Here is a 15739-nt window from a genome sequence, read left to right on the forward strand (position 1 = left end):
CCCTGTGAGAGTAGGACGTCGCTTCGCTTATTTTTTATGGAGGATTAGCTCAGTTGGGAGAGCACCTGCCTTACAAGCAGGGGGTCGGCGGTTCGAGCCCGTCATCCTCCACCATTTTGGTCCCGTGGTGTAGCGGTTAACATGCCTGCCTGTCACGCAGGAGATCGCCGGTTCGATCCCGGTCGGGACCGCCATTTTTTTATTGCCGGTGTAGCTCAGTTGGTAGAGCAACTGACTTGTAATCAGTAGGTCGTGGGTTCGACTCCTATCGCCGGCACCATTCCCTTGGAGGGGTAGCGAAGTGGCTAAACGCGGCGGACTGTAAATCCGCTCCTTAGGGTTCGGCGGTTCGAATCCGTCCCCCTCCACCATTTTAGGGGCATAGTTCAACGGTAGAATAGAGGTCTCCAAAACCTTTGGTGTGGGTTCGATTCCTACTGCCCCTGCCAGGTATTGAGGTACTCGTTCATATATGGCTGTTATTATATAGTGGCGGTTGTGGCGAAGTGGTTAACGCATCGGATTGTGGTTCCGACATTCGTGGGTTCGATTCCCATCAGTCGCCCCATTTTAAAATTGGGGTATAGCCAAGCGGTAAGGCAACGGATTTTGATTCCGTCATGCCTAGGTTCGAATCCTAGTACCCCAGCCATTTTTTCTTTTACGAGCCATTAGCTCAGTTGGTAGAGCATCTGACTTTTAATCAGAGGGTCGAAGGTTCGAGTCCTTCATGGCTCATCATTTTTTATTAATTTTGCGCCCGTAGCTCAATTGGATAGAGCGTCTGACTACGGATCAGAAGGTTATGGGTTCGACTCCTGTCGGGCGCGCCAATTTATTCATGTTTTCGGAATGTAGCTCAGCTTGGTAGAGCACTTGGTTTGGGACCAAGGGGTCGTAGGTTCGAATCCTGTCATTCCGACCATCTATAAATGGGGCCTTAGCTCAGCTGGGAGAGCGCCTGCCTTGCACGCAGGAGGTCAGCGGTTCGATCCCGCTAGGCTCCACCATTTTAATATTTTTGGAGGTATACCCAAGTCTGGCTGAAGGGATCGGTCTTGAAAACCGACAGGCGGGTAACACCGCGCGGGGGTTCGAATCCCTCTACCTCCTCCATTTCGGGTCAGTAGCTCAGTTGGTAGAGCATTAGATTGAAGCTCTAAGTGTCGGCGGTTCGATTCCGTCCTGACCCACCATTATTTGCGGGTGTAGTTTAATGGTAAAACCTCAGCCTTCCAAGCTGATGTCGTGAGTTCGATTCTCATCACCCGCTCCAAAATGGGCCTATAGCTCAGCTGGTTAGAGCGCACGCCTGATAAGCGTGAGGTCGATGGTTCGAGTCCATTTAGGCCCATCATTATTCCGAAGTAGCTCAGTTGGTAGTAGCACCTGACTGTTAATCAGGTTGTCGCAGGTTCGAGTCCTGCCTTCGGAGCCACGGCCCGTTGGTCAAGTGGTTAAGACACCGCCCTTTCACGGCGGTAACACGGGTTCGAATCCCGTACGGGTCATCAAGCATGTAGCACAGTTGTGTGCTACATGCTTTTTTCTATGTCTTTTCATAAACATGTTTAAAAGCTAAAAATCTTTTGATAAGGTTTTGTAGCTTTTGAATGTTAGGTCTAAATTCATTTCCTTCTCCCAAATGCTAATAATCCCTTTCTTTTTTATAGGCTCGTTTAAAGGAGTACTACAATTCAATTCAATTCAATTCAAACTATCTGGAGCGATGCTTCCTACTAAATTTGAACAAACTATTTCATATATGCAATATGTATGTTTTTTCACTAGCTATTTTCATGGTGCTTATTGACTTGTTCCTCTAATATGAGGATAAGTGGAGGAATCGATATGAATATACAGGAGATACAATGTTTTTTAAATCAATACCAGCTGGAACAAAATGAATCCAAACTTTGGTTAGAAAATAGATTACAACAGATTAAAAGTGCAGGGGAATATAAGCCTACTACAGAGGAGCTAGTTTTTGGCGCACGAGTTGCATGGCGTAATAGCAATAAATGTATTGGACGGCTGTTTTGGCAATCATTACATGTTGTAGATGCACGAGAAGTTTTAGATGAACAGGGCATTTTTCAAAAGTTACTAGAGCATATTGAGTATGCCACAAATCATGGGAAAATTCGTCCAACTATAACAGTGTTTGCAACTGATAGAGTACGGATTTGGAATCATCAGCTAATTCGTTACGCAGGCTACGAGACAGAAGAGGGCATTATTGGGGATGCACATTCTATCACTTTTACAAAAATATGCGAATCGATGGGCTGGAAAGGCGAGTATACGCCGTTTGATGTGTTACCACTCGTCATACAGGTAGACGGCCGTGCTCCCCAGCTATTTACGATTCCTGCTGAGTATATTTTAGAGGTTCCAATACGACATCCTGAATCGGAGGATGTAGAGAAATTAGAGTTAAAATGGTATGCTGTTCCTATTATTTCGAGCATGCGTTTTCAAATGGCTGGCATTGATTTTCAAGCGGCTCCATTTAATGGCTGGTATATGGGAACTGAAATTGGGGCACGCAATTTAGCCGATTATGAGCGCTATAATATGCTGCCAGCTATTGCGGATATATTTAATCTGGATACAACCAAACAAGCTTCTCTTTGGCGTGACCGAGCATTAGTGGAGCTCAATATAGCTGTCCTTCATTCTTTTAAAGAGGATGGTGTGAGCATTGTAGATCATCATACTGCTGCTCAGCAGTTTAAATTATTTGAGGAAGCTGAGGAATTAGCAGGGCGAGAAGTTACGGGTAACTGGACATGGTTAATCCCACCACTTTCCCCTGCGACCACTCATATATTCCATAAGCCTTATATAAATACCTACCATACGCCCAATTATTTTTATCAGAAACCATGTTATTAACTTTAAAGGAGTTGTTCATAAACGAACAGCTCCTAAGTACCTTTTTGGGAGAGAGGAAATTCAAGATGTTGACCCAAAATATTTCGAATATCCCTTGGCAACAATTGACGACACCTTATGGCAGAGGAACAGACATTCCTCGTCTAATTGAACAGAAACAATATCAAGAGCTGACTGAACTAATTGAACATCAAGGAACACTTTGGCAGGTGACGCCATGGGTTGTACTTATTCTTTTAAAAAAGCTCTCAAGTAAAAATGTAGAGGAAGTCTCCTTAGCAGAAATAGAGCTTTATTTAGCTGTGGCACATGCGATAACTGAAAATTATCAAGATTCAACATATAACGTTTCAACGATGCAGGAGCTTTTGGATAAGAGATATTTATGGGTGGAAAATGAAGAGGATGATGAGCTTGAATGGGAGGAAGATACACCTAGAGGCTATGAACCAGAAGCTTTTTTAGGCTATTATTATTTTAGTTTTTTACTCCTTCAAGAGGCAATCCCTGTTTTTACTGCTATTAAGGCACGTACCAAGAGCACAACAGAGGAAATTAAGGAACTGCTAGCCTTACTAAAACATTAAAAAAAGAAATGTTATATAGATAAAGCAGATGGGCTCAGCTTCCCAATCTGCTTAAATTTAATAGACATATTCATCTTTAGAAGCTCGCATGGAACATAAGAAGAGTGTCATAGCTACAACAACAAAGAGCCAACCTGTAATATTCCAACCACCAAATAAATCATGGAGGTATCCGAATAGAATCGGCCCAATGGCAGCGAATAAATAGCCCAATGATTGTGCAAACCCTGATAGATCAGCGGCTTCAAATGCTGTACGCGTACGGAGTGTAAAGAACATCATTGCTAATGCGAATGAAGCTCCACCTGCTAAACCTAGAAGGATCATCCATAATATCCCCAACGTTGTCCATTCCATTACAACGCCGACAAATCCTACTAAATAGAACGATGTAAACATAAAGACAAGTGGTCTTTGTGAAGCCATTTTACCAGCAATAATGGGGACAGCCAATGCCATGGGGACTTGTGAGAATTGCATAATGGAAAACATCCAACCAGCTTTATCAGGAGCCAATCCCTGCGCAATATAAATTTCAGGAATCCAAGCTGCTGTCGTATAAAATAATAAAGATTGTAAGCCCATTGCACCGGTTACTGCCCATGTAACAGGTGATTTCCAAAGGGGTTTACCTGTTTTCTTGGCCATAGTAGCTGGTTCTGGCTTATTCAATTTCAATTGAGGTATCCAAATTAAAATCGTTAATACGACTAATATAAGCGCTACAGCCAATGCTCCTTGCCAACCTAGAGAAGAATTAGCTATTGGATAACTAATACCTGCTCCAAGTCCAGCCGTTAAGTTCATAGACATAGTAAAAAATGCCATTAGTAACCCTACATGGTATGGAAATTTTAATTTTAATAAACCTGGAATCAACACATTTCCAAATGATATGGCTACGCCAATGAGCACTGTGCCAAATACAAGTAACCCTGTTGTACCAAGGGAGCGTAGTACAATTCCTAAGGCCAATAAAATAGTGGATAAAAATAAGGTTAGCTCAAGCCCAAGTTTTCGTGCTACAACTGGTGCGAACGGTGATATAATGGCAAAAGCAAGCAATGGAATAGTTGTCAAAAAACCGGCTAGAACATTGGAAATACCAAGATCGTCACGGATAAAGGATACAATTGGACCCACAACAGTTAGTGGCATTCGTAATGTAGACGCTATAAATATTATTCCAAAAACTAATAATAAGGTTGTTCCCTTCCAGCTAATTTTTCTGCTCGGGTAGCTGGCGGAATGATCATGTAAAGTCAAAATAATTCCCCCTGTTATAACCATTCTAATTGAACTACTATAACACTTTATCACACTATTAAAAATAGTGGAAAATTCACAAAATACAAAACATTAATGGTTATATTGAAATGTCTTAGGTCTTATGTTAGTATAGTAAGCATCATAAATTTAATAATTATATGCCTCATGTTTGTATTGAGGTAGAGGTCGCGATATTTATAAGTAAGCTAATTGAAATGACAAGCATTGAAGAGATTAGCTGAAAGGAAATATTGCCGAAGTGTGAGGGGACTTGAAAACCTCATGCTGGGGCTGTCTCCGAAAGGAACAGAACTGTCACGTTTGTACAACGTGTTGAGCTATCGTTTAGGAAAAACTGAGATTAACTTAGCCATCACATTGTTCATGTGATGGCATTTTTTTGCCTCATAAATAGGAAGGAAGCTATATCGTGAGTGAAATAAAAGTAAATCAGCTCGGCCATAAAGCACCGAAGCTGAAAAAAGAATTAAAAAGCCGTCATATCACAATGATTTCTTTAGGCGGTACAATTGGTACAGGGCTATTTCTAGCCAGTGGTGGCGCCATTGCACAAGCAGGACCGGGAGGCGCATTGCTTGCCTATGCGTTAATCGGTATTATGGTATATTTCTTAATGACAAGTTTAGGTGAAATGGCTGCATATATGCCGTCCTCGGGTTCTTTTAGTACGTATGCGACAAAATTTGTAGATCCAGCTTTAGGCTTTGCACTTGGCTGGAACTATTGGTATAACTGGGCAATTACGATTGCAGCAGAAATTGCGGCAGTGTCATTAATTATGAAATATTGGTTCCCAGATAGCTCATCAGCACTTTGGACAGTATTATTTATTGTAATTGTACTGACATTTAATTTATTGTCTGTAAAGAGCTATGGTGAAAGTGAATATTGGTTTGCGATGATTAAAGTGGCTACGGTCATTGTATTTATTATTATTAGCATATTAATGATTTTTGGTATTTTAGGTGGACAGGCACCTGTAGGTTTTACAAATTTCTTTATTAGTGATGGACCATTCCATGGTGGCTTCCTTGCTACATTTGGTATTTTCCTTGCAGCAGGATTTTCATTCCAAGGAACAGAGTTACTGGGGGTTACAGCAGGGGAAACAGATGATCCAGGAAAAAATATACCGAAGGCAGTAAAATCGGTGTTTTGGCGTATTATTTTATTTTATATTTTAGCTATTGCTGCTATAGGGATGTTGATTCCATTCACAGATGAGCGCTTATTATCGGAGGATATCGCTGTATCTCCATTTACGCTGGTGTTTGATCGTTTAGGCATTGCTTTTGCTGCTTCCTTAATGAATGCCATTATTTTAACGGCTATGCTATCAGCAGGAAATTCTGGACTGTATGCATCTTCACGTATGCTATGGCAATTAGCAGTGGATGGTCATGCTCCTAAATTTTTTGCAAAGTTAAGTCGTCGAGGTATTCCGATTTATGCATTGATCGCAACGTTAGCTGTAGGCTGTGTAGCGTTTTTAGCGTCATTCTTTGGTGATGGGGTTGTTTATATTTGGCTTTTAAATGCCTCGGGGATGTCAGGGTTTATTGCTTGGCTAGGTATTGCATTTAGTCATTATCGTTTCCGTCGTGCTTTCGAGGCGCAGGGTTTAGATCCAAAGCTATTACCGTATAAAGCAAAGCTATACCCATTCGGTCCACTATTCGCCTTTACTATTTGTATGATTGTCGTAATTGGACAGAATTACACAGCATTTATCGGGGGTACAATCGATTGGTATGGTATCCTTGTTTCCTATATTGGTATTCCATTGTTCCTGTTGCTATGGCTGGGGTACAAAATTAAACATAAAACAAAAATGCTTCCTCTTAAAGATTGTGATTTAAAAGTGGAAAATTAAACAGAAAAGCTGTTCTATAAACCATTGTGTGATGGTTGATGGGACAGCTTTTTTTATATAGAGACCTTTAAAATTAATACTAAATTAACATCATATATATGGTAATATACTATAGATATGGAAGTGTGATTTTTGACTTTCTAGTAGAGAGAGGTGCATGTAAATGCAAAAACATATTTTACTAGTGGAAGATGATGAGGCTATTCGCGAAATGGTAGCGAATTTTTTAATATTGGAAGGTTTCGATGTCACCACTGCAAATAATGGAGAAGAGGCATTACAATATTGTTTACATCAAACTTTTGATTTAGTCATCCTAGATATTATGATTCCTAAGCTTAATGGATTGGAAGTTTTAAAAGTAATCCGAGAACAGGCAGCACTTCCGATCATCATTATGTCCGCAAAGGATAGTGATGTAGATAAAGCGCTTGGGTTGGGATTAGGGGCAGACGATTATATTGCTAAGCCATTTTCTATGCTGGAATTCTCAGCTCGCGTAAAGGCCGTTATTAGAAGAGCTACGAAATACGCTGGACAAATAGATCACAAACAAGATGTAATAGTTATAGGCCATTTAAAGATAGATATTGTTAATTTCTCAATAAATAAAAATGGACAAGAAGTGAAGCTAACATCAAAGGAATTTGCCATCTTAAAGCTATTTGTAACAAACCGTAACCGAGTTTTTACGAAAGAGCAAATTTATCAGCTAATATGGCAAGAAGCATATTATGGTGATGAAAATATTATTAATGTACATATTCGAAGGCTACGCGAAAAAATTGAAGATGATCCATCCAACCCCCAGTATATTAAGACGCTGTGGGGAATTGGCTATAAGTTTGAAGGATAACAGATATGATAATCATTCTATTAATCATAATTGTGGTGCTTATAGGAATAGTTATTTTTCAATGGAAAGCAAAAAAAGAACAAAATCAGACGATCCAATATATGAATGAAAAACTCCAAGCCATTGTTCAAGAAAAAAGTAACGAAAAGATTTTGGTAACTACGAGCAATTCACAAATTCAACAGCTACTTATTTCGATAAACGCTTGGCTGGACCATCACCAAAAAGTTCAGGCGACCCATCGCAAAATGGAAGATTCTATGAAAAAAATGCTGGCCAATATTTCACATGATTTAAAAACGCCCTTAACGGTTGTGTTAGGCTATATTGAAATGCTTCAGCTTCAAGGTTCAGCTAGTGAAGAGGAGCGTCAAAGACTATTAGCGGGTGTACATGCTAAAACATTAGAAGTATTAAAAATTATTCATACATTTTTCGATCTTGCCAAATTAGAGGCAGGGGATACAGATTATCCAATTACTAAAATCAATGTCTGTGAAATTAGCCGTAAAAATATATTATCATTTTACGATATGGTCACGTCCATGGGACTAAATATTACTATTACAATCCCTGAAACACCTATGTATGCCCTTGGTAATGAAGAAGCGTTAGATAGGGTTCTCAACAATCTTTTATCCAATGCTCTTGCCTATGGAGCGGATGGTAATGTAATTGGTTTAACTGTAAGAAATGATGAAACAAATATTTTTATAGACGTATGGGATTGTGGTAAAGGAATCGATGAATACCATATTGATAGTGTTTTTGAGAGAATGTATACGCTAGAGGACTCTCGCAATAAATCCTTCCAGGGGAGTGGCCTAGGTTTAACGATTACAAAGCGATTAGTGGAAATGATGGACGGTTCCATCCAATTATCAAGTATTCCCTATAAAAAGACCATTTTTACCATTGCATTAAAACGAATGATGTATTGAAATCACAGCTTGTAGAGCTTTTATTGTGCTTTACAGGCTTTTCTTATGCTCTTAAGGAATTTGTAAGAATCCAGTAATAAATTAGAGAGTTTCATTTTTTATAATGACAATAGCCACATTTGAGGGAGAGATTGACATGACATATATTGTGAAAACAAACCAGCTTACGAAAGTGTACGAAGGAAAAGAAGTGGTTTCTGCTGTCAATATGAACGTGAAGAAGGGAGAGATTTATGGCTTTTTAGGCCCTAATGGAGCGGGTAAAACGACAGTTATGAAGATGCTAACGAATCTGACAAAGCCAACAAGTGGAGATGTTGAAATATTTGGTGAGAGGTTGACCGATCGTTCGTATGAAATATTAAAAAGAATGGGAACGATTATTGAATATCCTATTTTCTATGAAAAATTAACGGCTAGGGAAACCTTAGAACTGCATTGCGAATATATGGGCTATTACAATAAGCAGGAAATTGCCCATGTACTTAACCTTGTAAAATTAACAAATGCAGAGGAGAAACGGGTAAAAGATTTCTCACTAGGGATGAAACAGAGACTAGGTATTGCACGCGCTATTATTACAAAGCCAGAGCTCCTAATTTTAGATGAGCCAATTAATGGACTAGATCCCATTGGGATTAAAGAGTTGAGAGAGCTTTTTAAAATGCTCTGTACGGAGTATGGCATTACGATCATTATCTCTAGTCATATATTAGGGGAAATTGAACAATTGGCCGATACGATAGGTGTCATCAAGGAAGGTAGGCTCATTACTGAAGTAACGATGGATACGATTAATCGTAATCAAGCCGACTTTATTGAAGTGATCGTAAACGATGGTAAGAAGGCAGCCTTTATTTTAGAAAGTGAATTGAAAATGGCTAATTTCAAACTGATGGATGACAATTCTATACGAATTTATGATTTGACAGTATCCCAAAAGGTTCTAACAAAAACATTGATTGAACATGATATTGAAATAGAGGAGATTAGCAAAAAAACTAGCACATTAGAGGATTACTTCCTTAAGCTAATAAATGGAGGGATTGTTCATGCTTAATTTAATGCGTTTGGAAATGAAAAAATATCATTTAGGCTCCTATTTTAAAAGTGCTATGTTTGCTAACTTTATTATTTTAGGATTTATGTTTATGATTTTATTTATTTCTAAAGTAGAAGGGGAAGTTGATATTGCAAATTATGAAATGGCTTTAAGTGTCATCGATTCATTTGTCAGAGCCGTATTTATTATTTTTGCAGCTACATTAATAGCTAAACTGATTATCGGAGAATATAAGTTTAAAACAATCACATTGGCCTTTATGTATCCTGTAAGCCGAAAGAAATTAATCGCTGCTAAGCTTGCGATTGTCATGCTTTTTACCTTTAGTGCAATCATCGTTTCAAATGTCTTGATTACAACCATCTTTTGCATCGTAAGCGATAAATTTGATTTAATTCCTGATGTTTTATCTAATACTTTAATCATGCAACATATACCATCTGTACTCATGAATGCAATTGCTGCCTCAGGGATGGCATTAATTCCATTATATTTCGGAATGAGAAAATACTCTATTCCAGCAACAATTATTTCTTCTATTCTAATCGTATCATTGACTTCATCCAATACAGGTAACTTCACATTGAATGACATCATTATTATTCCAATCTCGTTAGCAATCATAGGTATTAGTATTGCCTACCTAGCTATCCGCAATATTGAGAAGGTCGATGTTTAATGAAAGGGCCAGGTACTCATAAGTTTTGTTGATATCGAATGATGATTATAGCAATTTGATAGTAAGCTACTCGGTTGTTACACTCACATAGTCGATCTTGTAAAATAGGTAACTAAACTTATTAAATATAGAAAAAAATTAACGTAGAGCAATAAAAATAAGTAATTTGATTCCCATAATAGAAATTTAATTAAAATAGAAAAGGAAATGGCCAATAAAATAGTTAAAAACAGATTTCCTTTTTTGCCATTATGGCATTGTAAAACTATTAATACAATCATAATAATTATAGGTATATAAAATTGCATTAAAAACCTCCTGTATTAAAAATGACAAAATAGTAAATATTTGTTTTATTAATCTTATATTTATTTTAAGGTGATTTCAACGAGGAAATTAAGAATTCCAACCATTGTTGCTGAATTATCAACTGTAAATTCTGCACTGCTTTAGCTGTCCCACAAGATGTGTCTATTTATGGTTTTCCTTTTGGGTGAACCGGACCATGTAATATTCAATGGTATTATTATCAACAAAAAGGCATCGAGATTTTTCTTCTCGATGCCTTTTGCTGATGATGCTCTTAATTTAAATTTTAGTATTAATTCACTACTTCATCCAAATATTGTTTCACCTAGTAAGTAAATATTTAATGCCACAACAATTACAACTACAAACCAGCCTAAAATAGTAGTAATACGGTGGTTCACTAAACCGCCCATAATGTCTCGTTTGCTTGTAAACATAACGAGAGGGACGAGGGCGAATGCAATACCGAAAGATAACACAACCTGACTAAGAACAAGCGCATGGGTTGCATTTACACCGGATGCAATAATTGCTAACGGAGGCACCATCGTAATGGCTCTCCGTAAATAAAGTGGTATTTTTCGTTGAATGAAGCCTTGCATCACTACGTCACCTGCTAATGTCCCTACAGAGGAGCTAGCTAGCCCAGCAATTAGTAAACCAAGACCAAAGGATACGGCGGCCATTGGGCCGAGAGCATCCTTTAAACCGTTATAGGCAACATCTAAATCCTCTACTACAATCCCTTGTGTGTGAAAAACTGCTGCCGCAATAATGAGCATACTCATATTGATGGCTCCAGCAATGATCATAGCGATGATAATATCAATAAATTCAAAACGGAAGATTCGTCTTTTTTCTTCTTCATTACGACCGATGATGCGACTTTGTGTTAAAGAAGAATGTAAGTAAATAGCATGGGGCATGACTGTCGCACCTAAAATACCTGTTGCTAATAGTAATGAGTCCACCCCTTCAAACTGAGGTGTGAACATACCAAACGCTACTTCGCCCCATTCTGGCTGAGCTAAAAATGTTTGGAAGGCAAATGCTAATACGACAATTAAAACCATGCCAGAAATGCCTGCCTCAAAGGCTCTGAATCCTCTTCTTTGAAGCTCTAGAATAGCAAATGATCCGACCGCTGTGATGATAGCTGCTGGAAGCATAGGGATATTAAATAACAAATAAAGCCCTAATGCTGCCCCGATAAATTCAGCAAGGTCGGTGGCGATAATTACTAATTCAGCCTGAATCCAAAGAAATATAGATGTCTTTTTAGAAAAATGTTCACGTGCCACCTCAGGTAAATTTTTTCCTGTCGCAATACCAAGCTTTGCAGATAAGGATTGGATGAGTACCGCCATTAAATTAGAAAAGGCTATTACCCAAAGGAGTAAGTATCCATATTGAGAGCCAGCTGTAATATTTGTGGCAAAATTGCCAGGATCAATATAGGCGACCGCTGCAATGAATGCAGGCCCAAGAAAAGGTAAAAACCGTCGCCAACCTTTTATATCTCCATCTAAAACCGCCTCAGCAGACGATTTTGTGACTTGTTTGTATACCATATTTGTTCCCTCATTTCAAAAAGTATCGTTTGAGAAATAAAGTTTCCTAGAGGAAAATAAGATAATAGTATTCTAACGCTAGGATTAGAAAAAGGGAAGCGCTTTGCTTAAAATTTTAAAAAAATAAGTATGTACATTTCTCATCATTTTCTAATTAGACTTTCACCGCTTGCATCGTTTACGATTAAAAGAAAAGGTGAAGGACTGATTCGACATGAGCAATCGAATTTTAATTATAGAAGATGAAGAAAATATTGCGAGAGTGCTCCAGTTAGAGCTTCAATTTGAAGGCTATGAAGCGGTGATGGCCCATACAGGAGCAGACGGTTTATTGCAATATCGTGAGCAGCAATGGGATTTAATCTTACTGGATATTATGTTACCCGAAATGAGTGGCATAGATGTACTAAAGCGTATTCGCGCAACAGAATCACAAACCCCAGTTATTATGCTAACTGCTAAAAGTGAGGTGGAGGATAAGGTAAAGGGATTGGATTTGGGAGCTAATGATTATGTGACAAAGCCCTTTGAAATTGAAGAATTACTGGCCCGTATCCGTAATGCACTACGGTTTTCTCAAAAGGCTAGTCCAACACAGGTTGGTGTATCGTTTGGACAGTTATCGATCAATGAGCAAACAAGAGAAGTTATTTATTATGGGAAGGAGATCCAACTGACTCCTAGAGAATACGATTTATTGCTATATTTAATGAAGCATCCTAAGCAGGTGCTCACAAGGGAACAAATATTAGAGACTGTATGGGGCTTTGATTACTACGGAGATACAAATGTTGTGGATGTCTATATTCGATATGTGCGCCAAAAGCTTGAAATCGCTAATGCAACACCCATTATTCAAACAGTTCGAGGTGTAGGTTATGTGTTAAAGGAAAATAAATCATGAAGCTTAAAACAAAGATTCATCTACTTACCACTTTGTTAATGCTAGTAATTTTAGTGGCAACCAATAGTGGAATTTACTTTTTGTACGAGAAATTTGCCTATAATACGGAATATAGTCAACTTCATACACGAGCAAATGATTTAAGCTCAACATTAAGTCAGTTGAATGCACAAACCAACCTACAGCAAGTATTAAGAGCGTATATGCCAGCTGGTGGTGCTATCTATGTTTATGATGGAGAAAATTTGAAGACGAAGGTTCAGGCCACCCTAGACATGCCTGATGTTACTTCCATTACCTATACAATGCCTACTATTTGGATAGATGGGACAATTGTGGGTATCACCTTACAGCAATCCATGGAGGAAGTAGAGAGCACACTGGATTTATTAAAGGCTATTTTGATTGTCGTGTCCATTATTGCCACTATCCCAATATTTTTAGCGAGTTTGGCACTTGGTCGCCTAATTTTATTACCTCTAGAACGCTTAAATGCGACAATGCGCAAAAGTGCATTGACGGGAAAATATGAAAAAATGGACACCCCTGCTAAAGGTGGGGATGAATTAGCAAAAATTAATCGAACGTTCAATATGATGATGGAGAAGCTTGAACAGCACTATCAAAAGCAACAAGAGTTCGTTTCAAATGCTTCTCACGAATTAAAAACGCCCATTACTGTTATCGAAAGCTATGCAAAGTTACTCTTAAGACGGGGCTTTGACAACCGTGAAGTAACGCAGGAATCACTTCAGGCTATTGCAAATGAATCTTCTCGTATGCATGAAATGGTATTGCAATTGTTAGAGCTAGCAAAAAATAATGAGCATATGGATATTCATATTGAACAGCTAGAGCTGGCTCCCTTCCTAAATAAAGTGGCTGCACAAATGCAGCAGGCGTATCATCGAACTTTTATAGTCGATGCAAAAGCACCGCAATTTATCTACAGTGATGAAAAAATTTTGAAGCAGTTACTCTTTATTTTGCTTGATAATGCTAGGAAATATAGTGAGGATGATGTTCATATCTCCATAGCTGAAACTACTAAGCATGTACGAATGATGATTCAGGATTTTGGGGTCGGTATTCCTGCAGAGCATGTTCCGCATTTGTTTGAGCGTTTTTACCGCGTCACAGAGGATCGTAATCGTAAAACAGGCGGTTCTGGCTTAGGGCTTGCGATTGCACATGATCTTGCTGGACAACTGGGCATCACCATAGATGTGGAAAGTACAGTTGGAGAAGGTTCAAGTTTTACCTTATGTATACCAAAGGAGGGGCAACAATGAAAAAGTGGGCTTTAATACTTATTGTGATTGTCCTTCTTTGTAGTGGAGTGCTGTGGTTTATTCAAAATCGCTATTTTCAAAAGGAGCCTCTCAGTGAAGAGGAGGCCATACACCATATCGAAGCTATTTACAAAGGTCAAGTTTCAGAAGTAAAGAAGCGTGGAAATTCATTTGAAATACAATTTACACGTGAGAATTTGAAATATACAGCCATGCTTGATGCTACAACACAGCAGGTTTCTGATCTAACGGTGCAAAAAGGGCAAAGTAAATTATTGTTAACAGAAAATCAAATAAGAAAAATGATAAAAGAAAAATATGGTGATGTAGAAAGCGTCATGCTCACTGAAACCATTTATACCGCACGTGTTGAAAAGGAGCATAAGCAAAAAGATATAACAGTAGATGGCTATTCGGGTGAAGTGTTATCTGAAAAAGATGTAGAACCACTAAATCAGCCTGAAAAACCCCATATTATTACCGAACAGCAAGCCATTGATATAGCGTTGCAACAATTAACTGGGAAAGTGGACTCTGTAGATTTTGAAGATACGGCAGATGGCGGTTACTATTTAGTTGAAATTGAAACAGAGCATGAAGAGGCCACTTTTCAAATTCATGCTGTATCTGGAAAGGTCCTTTCTGTTTCATGGGACGATTAAACGAGTTTCTCATGAAATTCTAATGTTCCTCTTATAGTTCTATCATCTTAGCTTGGTAAGCTAAAAGCAGATAAAACAAAGGAGAGATGAACATGAAAAAAATAATTATGATTCCTGCATTAGTGGTGACTCTTGGTGTTGGAGCGGCAATTGGTTCGACAACTTTATTATCAGGAAGTGCACAAGAAAAAAAGATCCTATCCATGCAAGAAATCGAAAAGAAAGCATTAGCAGTAGTAGATGGGACAGTAGCAGATATTGAACTAGATCAAAATCGCTATCGCTCTGTTTATGAGGTAGAGGTGCATGCTGATAAAGTAGAGTATGATTTAAAATTAGATGCCTATACTGGAAAATTACTTAAGCAGAAGAAAGAGCGTCAAGATGACGATGATAATGAATGGGTTAACGCTAATACTGCTACTAACCTTATAAGTAAAGAAAAGGCTATTGAAGCGGCTCTAACAAAAGCAAAGGGTACAGTAACAAAAATTAAATTAGATGATGGTATCTATGAAATCGAGTTAAAAAATGGCCAATATGAATATGACGTTGATGTTGATTCGATTACAGGAGAAATTGTCGACTTTGAACAAGATATGGAAGACTAATAATAGTTGTTGCCTTAAAAGTAGAGCATACTTTTAAGGTTTTTTTGTTGTAAAATGCCTTTAAATTAGGTGTTCGCCGGTAAATTAATTTCTACCATGGATGTTAACAATGTATTTCAAAAAGTCTATGTATTTCACTTGTAAAAAATAAAAATTTTCTTCTTTACTTTTTTTATCGACAGGCGTAATATGACATCATTATT

At 38.2% G+C, this 15739-nt stretch carries 13 protein-coding genes, 17 tRNA genes and 1 riboswitch; of the genes, 28 read left to right on the forward strand and 2 right to left on the reverse strand.

What is annotated here, in order from left to right; genetic code table 11:
• Positions 1 to 38: 38 nt before the first annotated feature.
• The 19 genes from B3D94_RS06625 to B3D94_RS06715 all read left to right on the forward strand — a co-directional run bounded on the left by B3D94_RS06625 (position 39) and on the right by B3D94_RS06715 (position 3485).
• Positions 39 to 114, forward strand: a tRNA-Val gene (locus B3D94_RS06625).
• A gap of 4 nt (positions 115 to 118) precedes the next feature.
• Positions 119 to 194 (forward strand) — tRNA-Asp (locus tag B3D94_RS06630).
• 10 nt (positions 195 to 204) lie between these two features.
• A tRNA-Thr gene (locus B3D94_RS06635) sits at positions 205 to 280 on the forward strand.
• A 7-nt stretch (positions 281 to 287) separates the two neighbouring features.
• A tRNA-Tyr gene (locus B3D94_RS06640) sits at positions 288 to 371 on the forward strand.
• 4 nt (positions 372 to 375) lie between these two features.
• Positions 376 to 449, forward strand: a tRNA-Trp gene (locus B3D94_RS06645).
• A gap of 43 nt (positions 450 to 492) precedes the next feature.
• Positions 493 to 568, forward strand: a tRNA-His gene (locus tag B3D94_RS06650).
• 9 nt (positions 569 to 577) lie between these two features.
• A tRNA-Gln gene (locus B3D94_RS06655) sits at positions 578 to 652 on the forward strand.
• Positions 653 to 665: 13 nt separating this feature from the next.
• Positions 666 to 738 (forward strand) — tRNA-Lys (locus B3D94_RS06660).
• 18 nt (positions 739 to 756) lie between these two features.
• Positions 757 to 833, forward strand: a tRNA-Arg gene (locus B3D94_RS06665).
• A 15-nt stretch (positions 834 to 848) separates the two neighbouring features.
• A tRNA-Pro gene (locus B3D94_RS06670) sits at positions 849 to 925 on the forward strand.
• A 9-nt stretch (positions 926 to 934) separates the two neighbouring features.
• A tRNA-Ala gene (locus tag B3D94_RS06675) sits at positions 935 to 1010 on the forward strand.
• 13 nt (positions 1011 to 1023) lie between these two features.
• Positions 1024 to 1116 (forward strand) — tRNA-Ser (locus B3D94_RS06680).
• A 4-nt stretch (positions 1117 to 1120) separates the two neighbouring features.
• Positions 1121 to 1196 (forward strand) — tRNA-Phe (locus B3D94_RS06685).
• Between the two features lie 6 nt (positions 1197 to 1202).
• Positions 1203 to 1276: transfer RNA gene (locus tag B3D94_RS06690), tRNA-Gly, on the forward strand.
• Between the two features lie 4 nt (positions 1277 to 1280).
• Positions 1281 to 1354, forward strand: a tRNA-Ile gene (locus B3D94_RS06695).
• Between the two features lie 7 nt (positions 1355 to 1361).
• Positions 1362 to 1438: transfer RNA gene (locus B3D94_RS06700), tRNA-Asn, on the forward strand.
• Between the two features lies 1 nt (position 1439).
• A tRNA-Glu gene (locus B3D94_RS06705) sits at positions 1440 to 1511 on the forward strand.
• Between the two features lie 340 nt (positions 1512 to 1851).
• On the forward strand, positions 1852 to 2898 hold the full coding sequence (locus tag B3D94_RS06710; RefSeq protein ID WP_069479774.1) for a nitric oxide synthase oxygenase: 1047 nt from the start codon (positions 1852 to 1854) through the stop codon (positions 2896 to 2898).
• Positions 2899 to 2963: 65 nt separating this feature from the next.
• Positions 2964 to 3485, forward strand: a complete 522-nt coding sequence (locus B3D94_RS06715; RefSeq protein ID WP_291755913.1) for a hypothetical protein — start codon at positions 2964 to 2966, stop codon at positions 3483 to 3485.
• A gap of 57 nt (positions 3486 to 3542) precedes the next feature.
• Here the strand turns inward: B3D94_RS06715 and B3D94_RS06720 are convergent, their stop codons facing one another.
• Positions 3543 to 4775, reverse strand: coding sequence for a CynX/NimT family MFS transporter (locus tag B3D94_RS06720; RefSeq protein ID WP_291755915.1), 1233 nt, complete (start codon positions 4773 to 4775; stop codon positions 3543 to 3545).
• A gap of 151 nt (positions 4776 to 4926) precedes the next feature.
• Positions 4927 to 5103: riboswitch (Lysine riboswitch) on the forward strand.
• A gap of 81 nt (positions 5104 to 5184) precedes the next feature.
• Between B3D94_RS06720 and B3D94_RS06725 the strand changes: the two genes are divergently transcribed.
• The 5 genes from B3D94_RS06725 (at position 5185) to B3D94_RS06745 (ending at position 10187) form a co-directional block, all read left to right on the forward strand.
• Positions 5185 to 6648, forward strand: a complete 1464-nt coding sequence (locus B3D94_RS06725; RefSeq protein WP_036122337.1) for an amino acid permease — start codon at positions 5185 to 5187, stop codon at positions 6646 to 6648.
• Positions 6649 to 6811: 163 nt separating this feature from the next.
• Entirely contained in the window at positions 6812 to 7504 is a 693-nt protein-coding gene (locus B3D94_RS06730) for a response regulator transcription factor (protein ID WP_291755919.1), read from the forward strand.
• 5 nt (positions 7505 to 7509) lie between these two features.
• On the forward strand, positions 7510 to 8445 hold the full coding sequence (locus tag B3D94_RS06735) for a sensor histidine kinase (protein WP_291755921.1): 936 nt from the start codon (positions 7510 to 7512) through the stop codon (positions 8443 to 8445).
• 136 nt (positions 8446 to 8581) lie between these two features.
• A complete protein-coding gene (locus B3D94_RS06740) occupies positions 8582 to 9505 on the forward strand; it encodes an ABC transporter ATP-binding protein (protein WP_291755923.1) in 924 nt (307 codons plus the stop codon).
• Positions 9498 to 10187 (forward strand): ABC transporter permease, encoded by a 690-nt coding sequence (locus B3D94_RS06745; protein WP_193830718.1) that lies wholly within the window; start codon positions 9498 to 9500, stop codon positions 10185 to 10187. Before B3D94_RS06740 ends, B3D94_RS06745 begins: the two co-directional genes overlap by 8 nt.
• A gap of 614 nt (positions 10188 to 10801) precedes the next feature.
• On the opposite strand, the gene B3D94_RS06750 is transcribed toward B3D94_RS06745, so the two are convergent.
• Positions 10802 to 12067 (reverse strand): Nramp family divalent metal transporter, encoded by a 1266-nt coding sequence (locus tag B3D94_RS06750; protein ID WP_258269866.1) that lies wholly within the window; start codon positions 12065 to 12067, stop codon positions 10802 to 10804.
• A gap of 214 nt (positions 12068 to 12281) precedes the next feature.
• On the opposite strand from B3D94_RS06750, the gene B3D94_RS06755 reads away from it, so the two are divergent.
• The 4 genes from B3D94_RS06755 (at position 12282) to B3D94_RS06770 (ending at position 15536) form a co-directional block, all read left to right on the forward strand.
• Positions 12282 to 12971, forward strand: coding sequence for a response regulator transcription factor (locus tag B3D94_RS06755; RefSeq protein ID WP_291755931.1), 690 nt, complete (start codon positions 12282 to 12284; stop codon positions 12969 to 12971).
• A complete protein-coding gene (locus tag B3D94_RS06760; RefSeq protein WP_291755933.1) occupies positions 12968 to 14263 on the forward strand; it encodes a HAMP domain-containing sensor histidine kinase in 1296 nt (431 codons plus the stop codon). The genes B3D94_RS06755 and B3D94_RS06760 overlap by 4 nt, the downstream gene beginning before the upstream one ends.
• On the forward strand, positions 14260 to 14925 hold the full coding sequence (locus B3D94_RS06765; RefSeq protein ID WP_291755936.1) for a PepSY domain-containing protein: 666 nt from the start codon (positions 14260 to 14262) through the stop codon (positions 14923 to 14925). The genes B3D94_RS06760 and B3D94_RS06765 overlap by 4 nt, the downstream gene beginning before the upstream one ends.
• 92 nt (positions 14926 to 15017) lie before the next feature.
• Positions 15018 to 15536, forward strand: coding sequence for a PepSY domain-containing protein (locus tag B3D94_RS06770; protein WP_291755939.1), 519 nt, complete (start codon positions 15018 to 15020; stop codon positions 15534 to 15536).
• Positions 15537 to 15739: the final 203 nt, after the last annotated feature.

This window comes from Lysinibacillus sp. UBA5990, from assembly GCF_002429815.1.
Classification (GTDB): domain Bacteria; phylum Bacillota; class Bacilli; order Bacillales_A; family Planococcaceae; genus Lysinibacillus; species Lysinibacillus fusiformis.

Bases quoted from the DNA above. Each gene is read 5' to 3' on its own strand.
- B3D94_RS06710 (WP_069479774.1), top strand. From the start codon at position 1,852: ATGAATATACAGGAGATACAATGTTTTTTAAATCAATACCAGCTGGAA.
- B3D94_RS06715 (WP_291755913.1), top strand. From the start codon at position 2,964: ATGTTGACCCAAAATATTTCGAATATCCCTTGGCAACAATTGACGACA.
- B3D94_RS06720 (WP_291755915.1), bottom strand. From the start codon at position 4,775: ATGGTTATAACAGGGGGAATTATTTTGACTTTACATGATCATTCCGCC.
- B3D94_RS06730 (WP_291755919.1), top strand. From the start codon at position 6,812: ATGCAAAAACATATTTTACTAGTGGAAGATGATGAGGCTATTCGCGAA.
- B3D94_RS06735 (WP_291755921.1), top strand. From the start codon at position 7,510: ATGATAATCATTCTATTAATCATAATTGTGGTGCTTATAGGAATAGTT.
- B3D94_RS06740 (WP_291755923.1), top strand. From the start codon at position 8,582: ATGACATATATTGTGAAAACAAACCAGCTTACGAAAGTGTACGAAGGA.
- B3D94_RS06745 (WP_193830718.1), top strand. From the start codon at position 9,498: ATGCTTAATTTAATGCGTTTGGAAATGAAAAAATATCATTTAGGCTCC.
- B3D94_RS06750 (WP_258269866.1), bottom strand. From the start codon at position 12,067: ATGGTATACAAACAAGTCACAAAATCGTCTGCTGAGGCGGTTTTAGAT.
- B3D94_RS06755 (WP_291755931.1), top strand. From the start codon at position 12,282: ATGAGCAATCGAATTTTAATTATAGAAGATGAAGAAAATATTGCGAGA.
- B3D94_RS06760 (WP_291755933.1), top strand. From the start codon at position 12,968: ATGAAGCTTAAAACAAAGATTCATCTACTTACCACTTTGTTAATGCTA.
- B3D94_RS06765 (WP_291755936.1), top strand. From the start codon at position 14,260: ATGAAAAAGTGGGCTTTAATACTTATTGTGATTGTCCTTCTTTGTAGT.
- B3D94_RS06770 (WP_291755939.1), top strand. From the start codon at position 15,018: ATGAAAAAAATAATTATGATTCCTGCATTAGTGGTGACTCTTGGTGTT.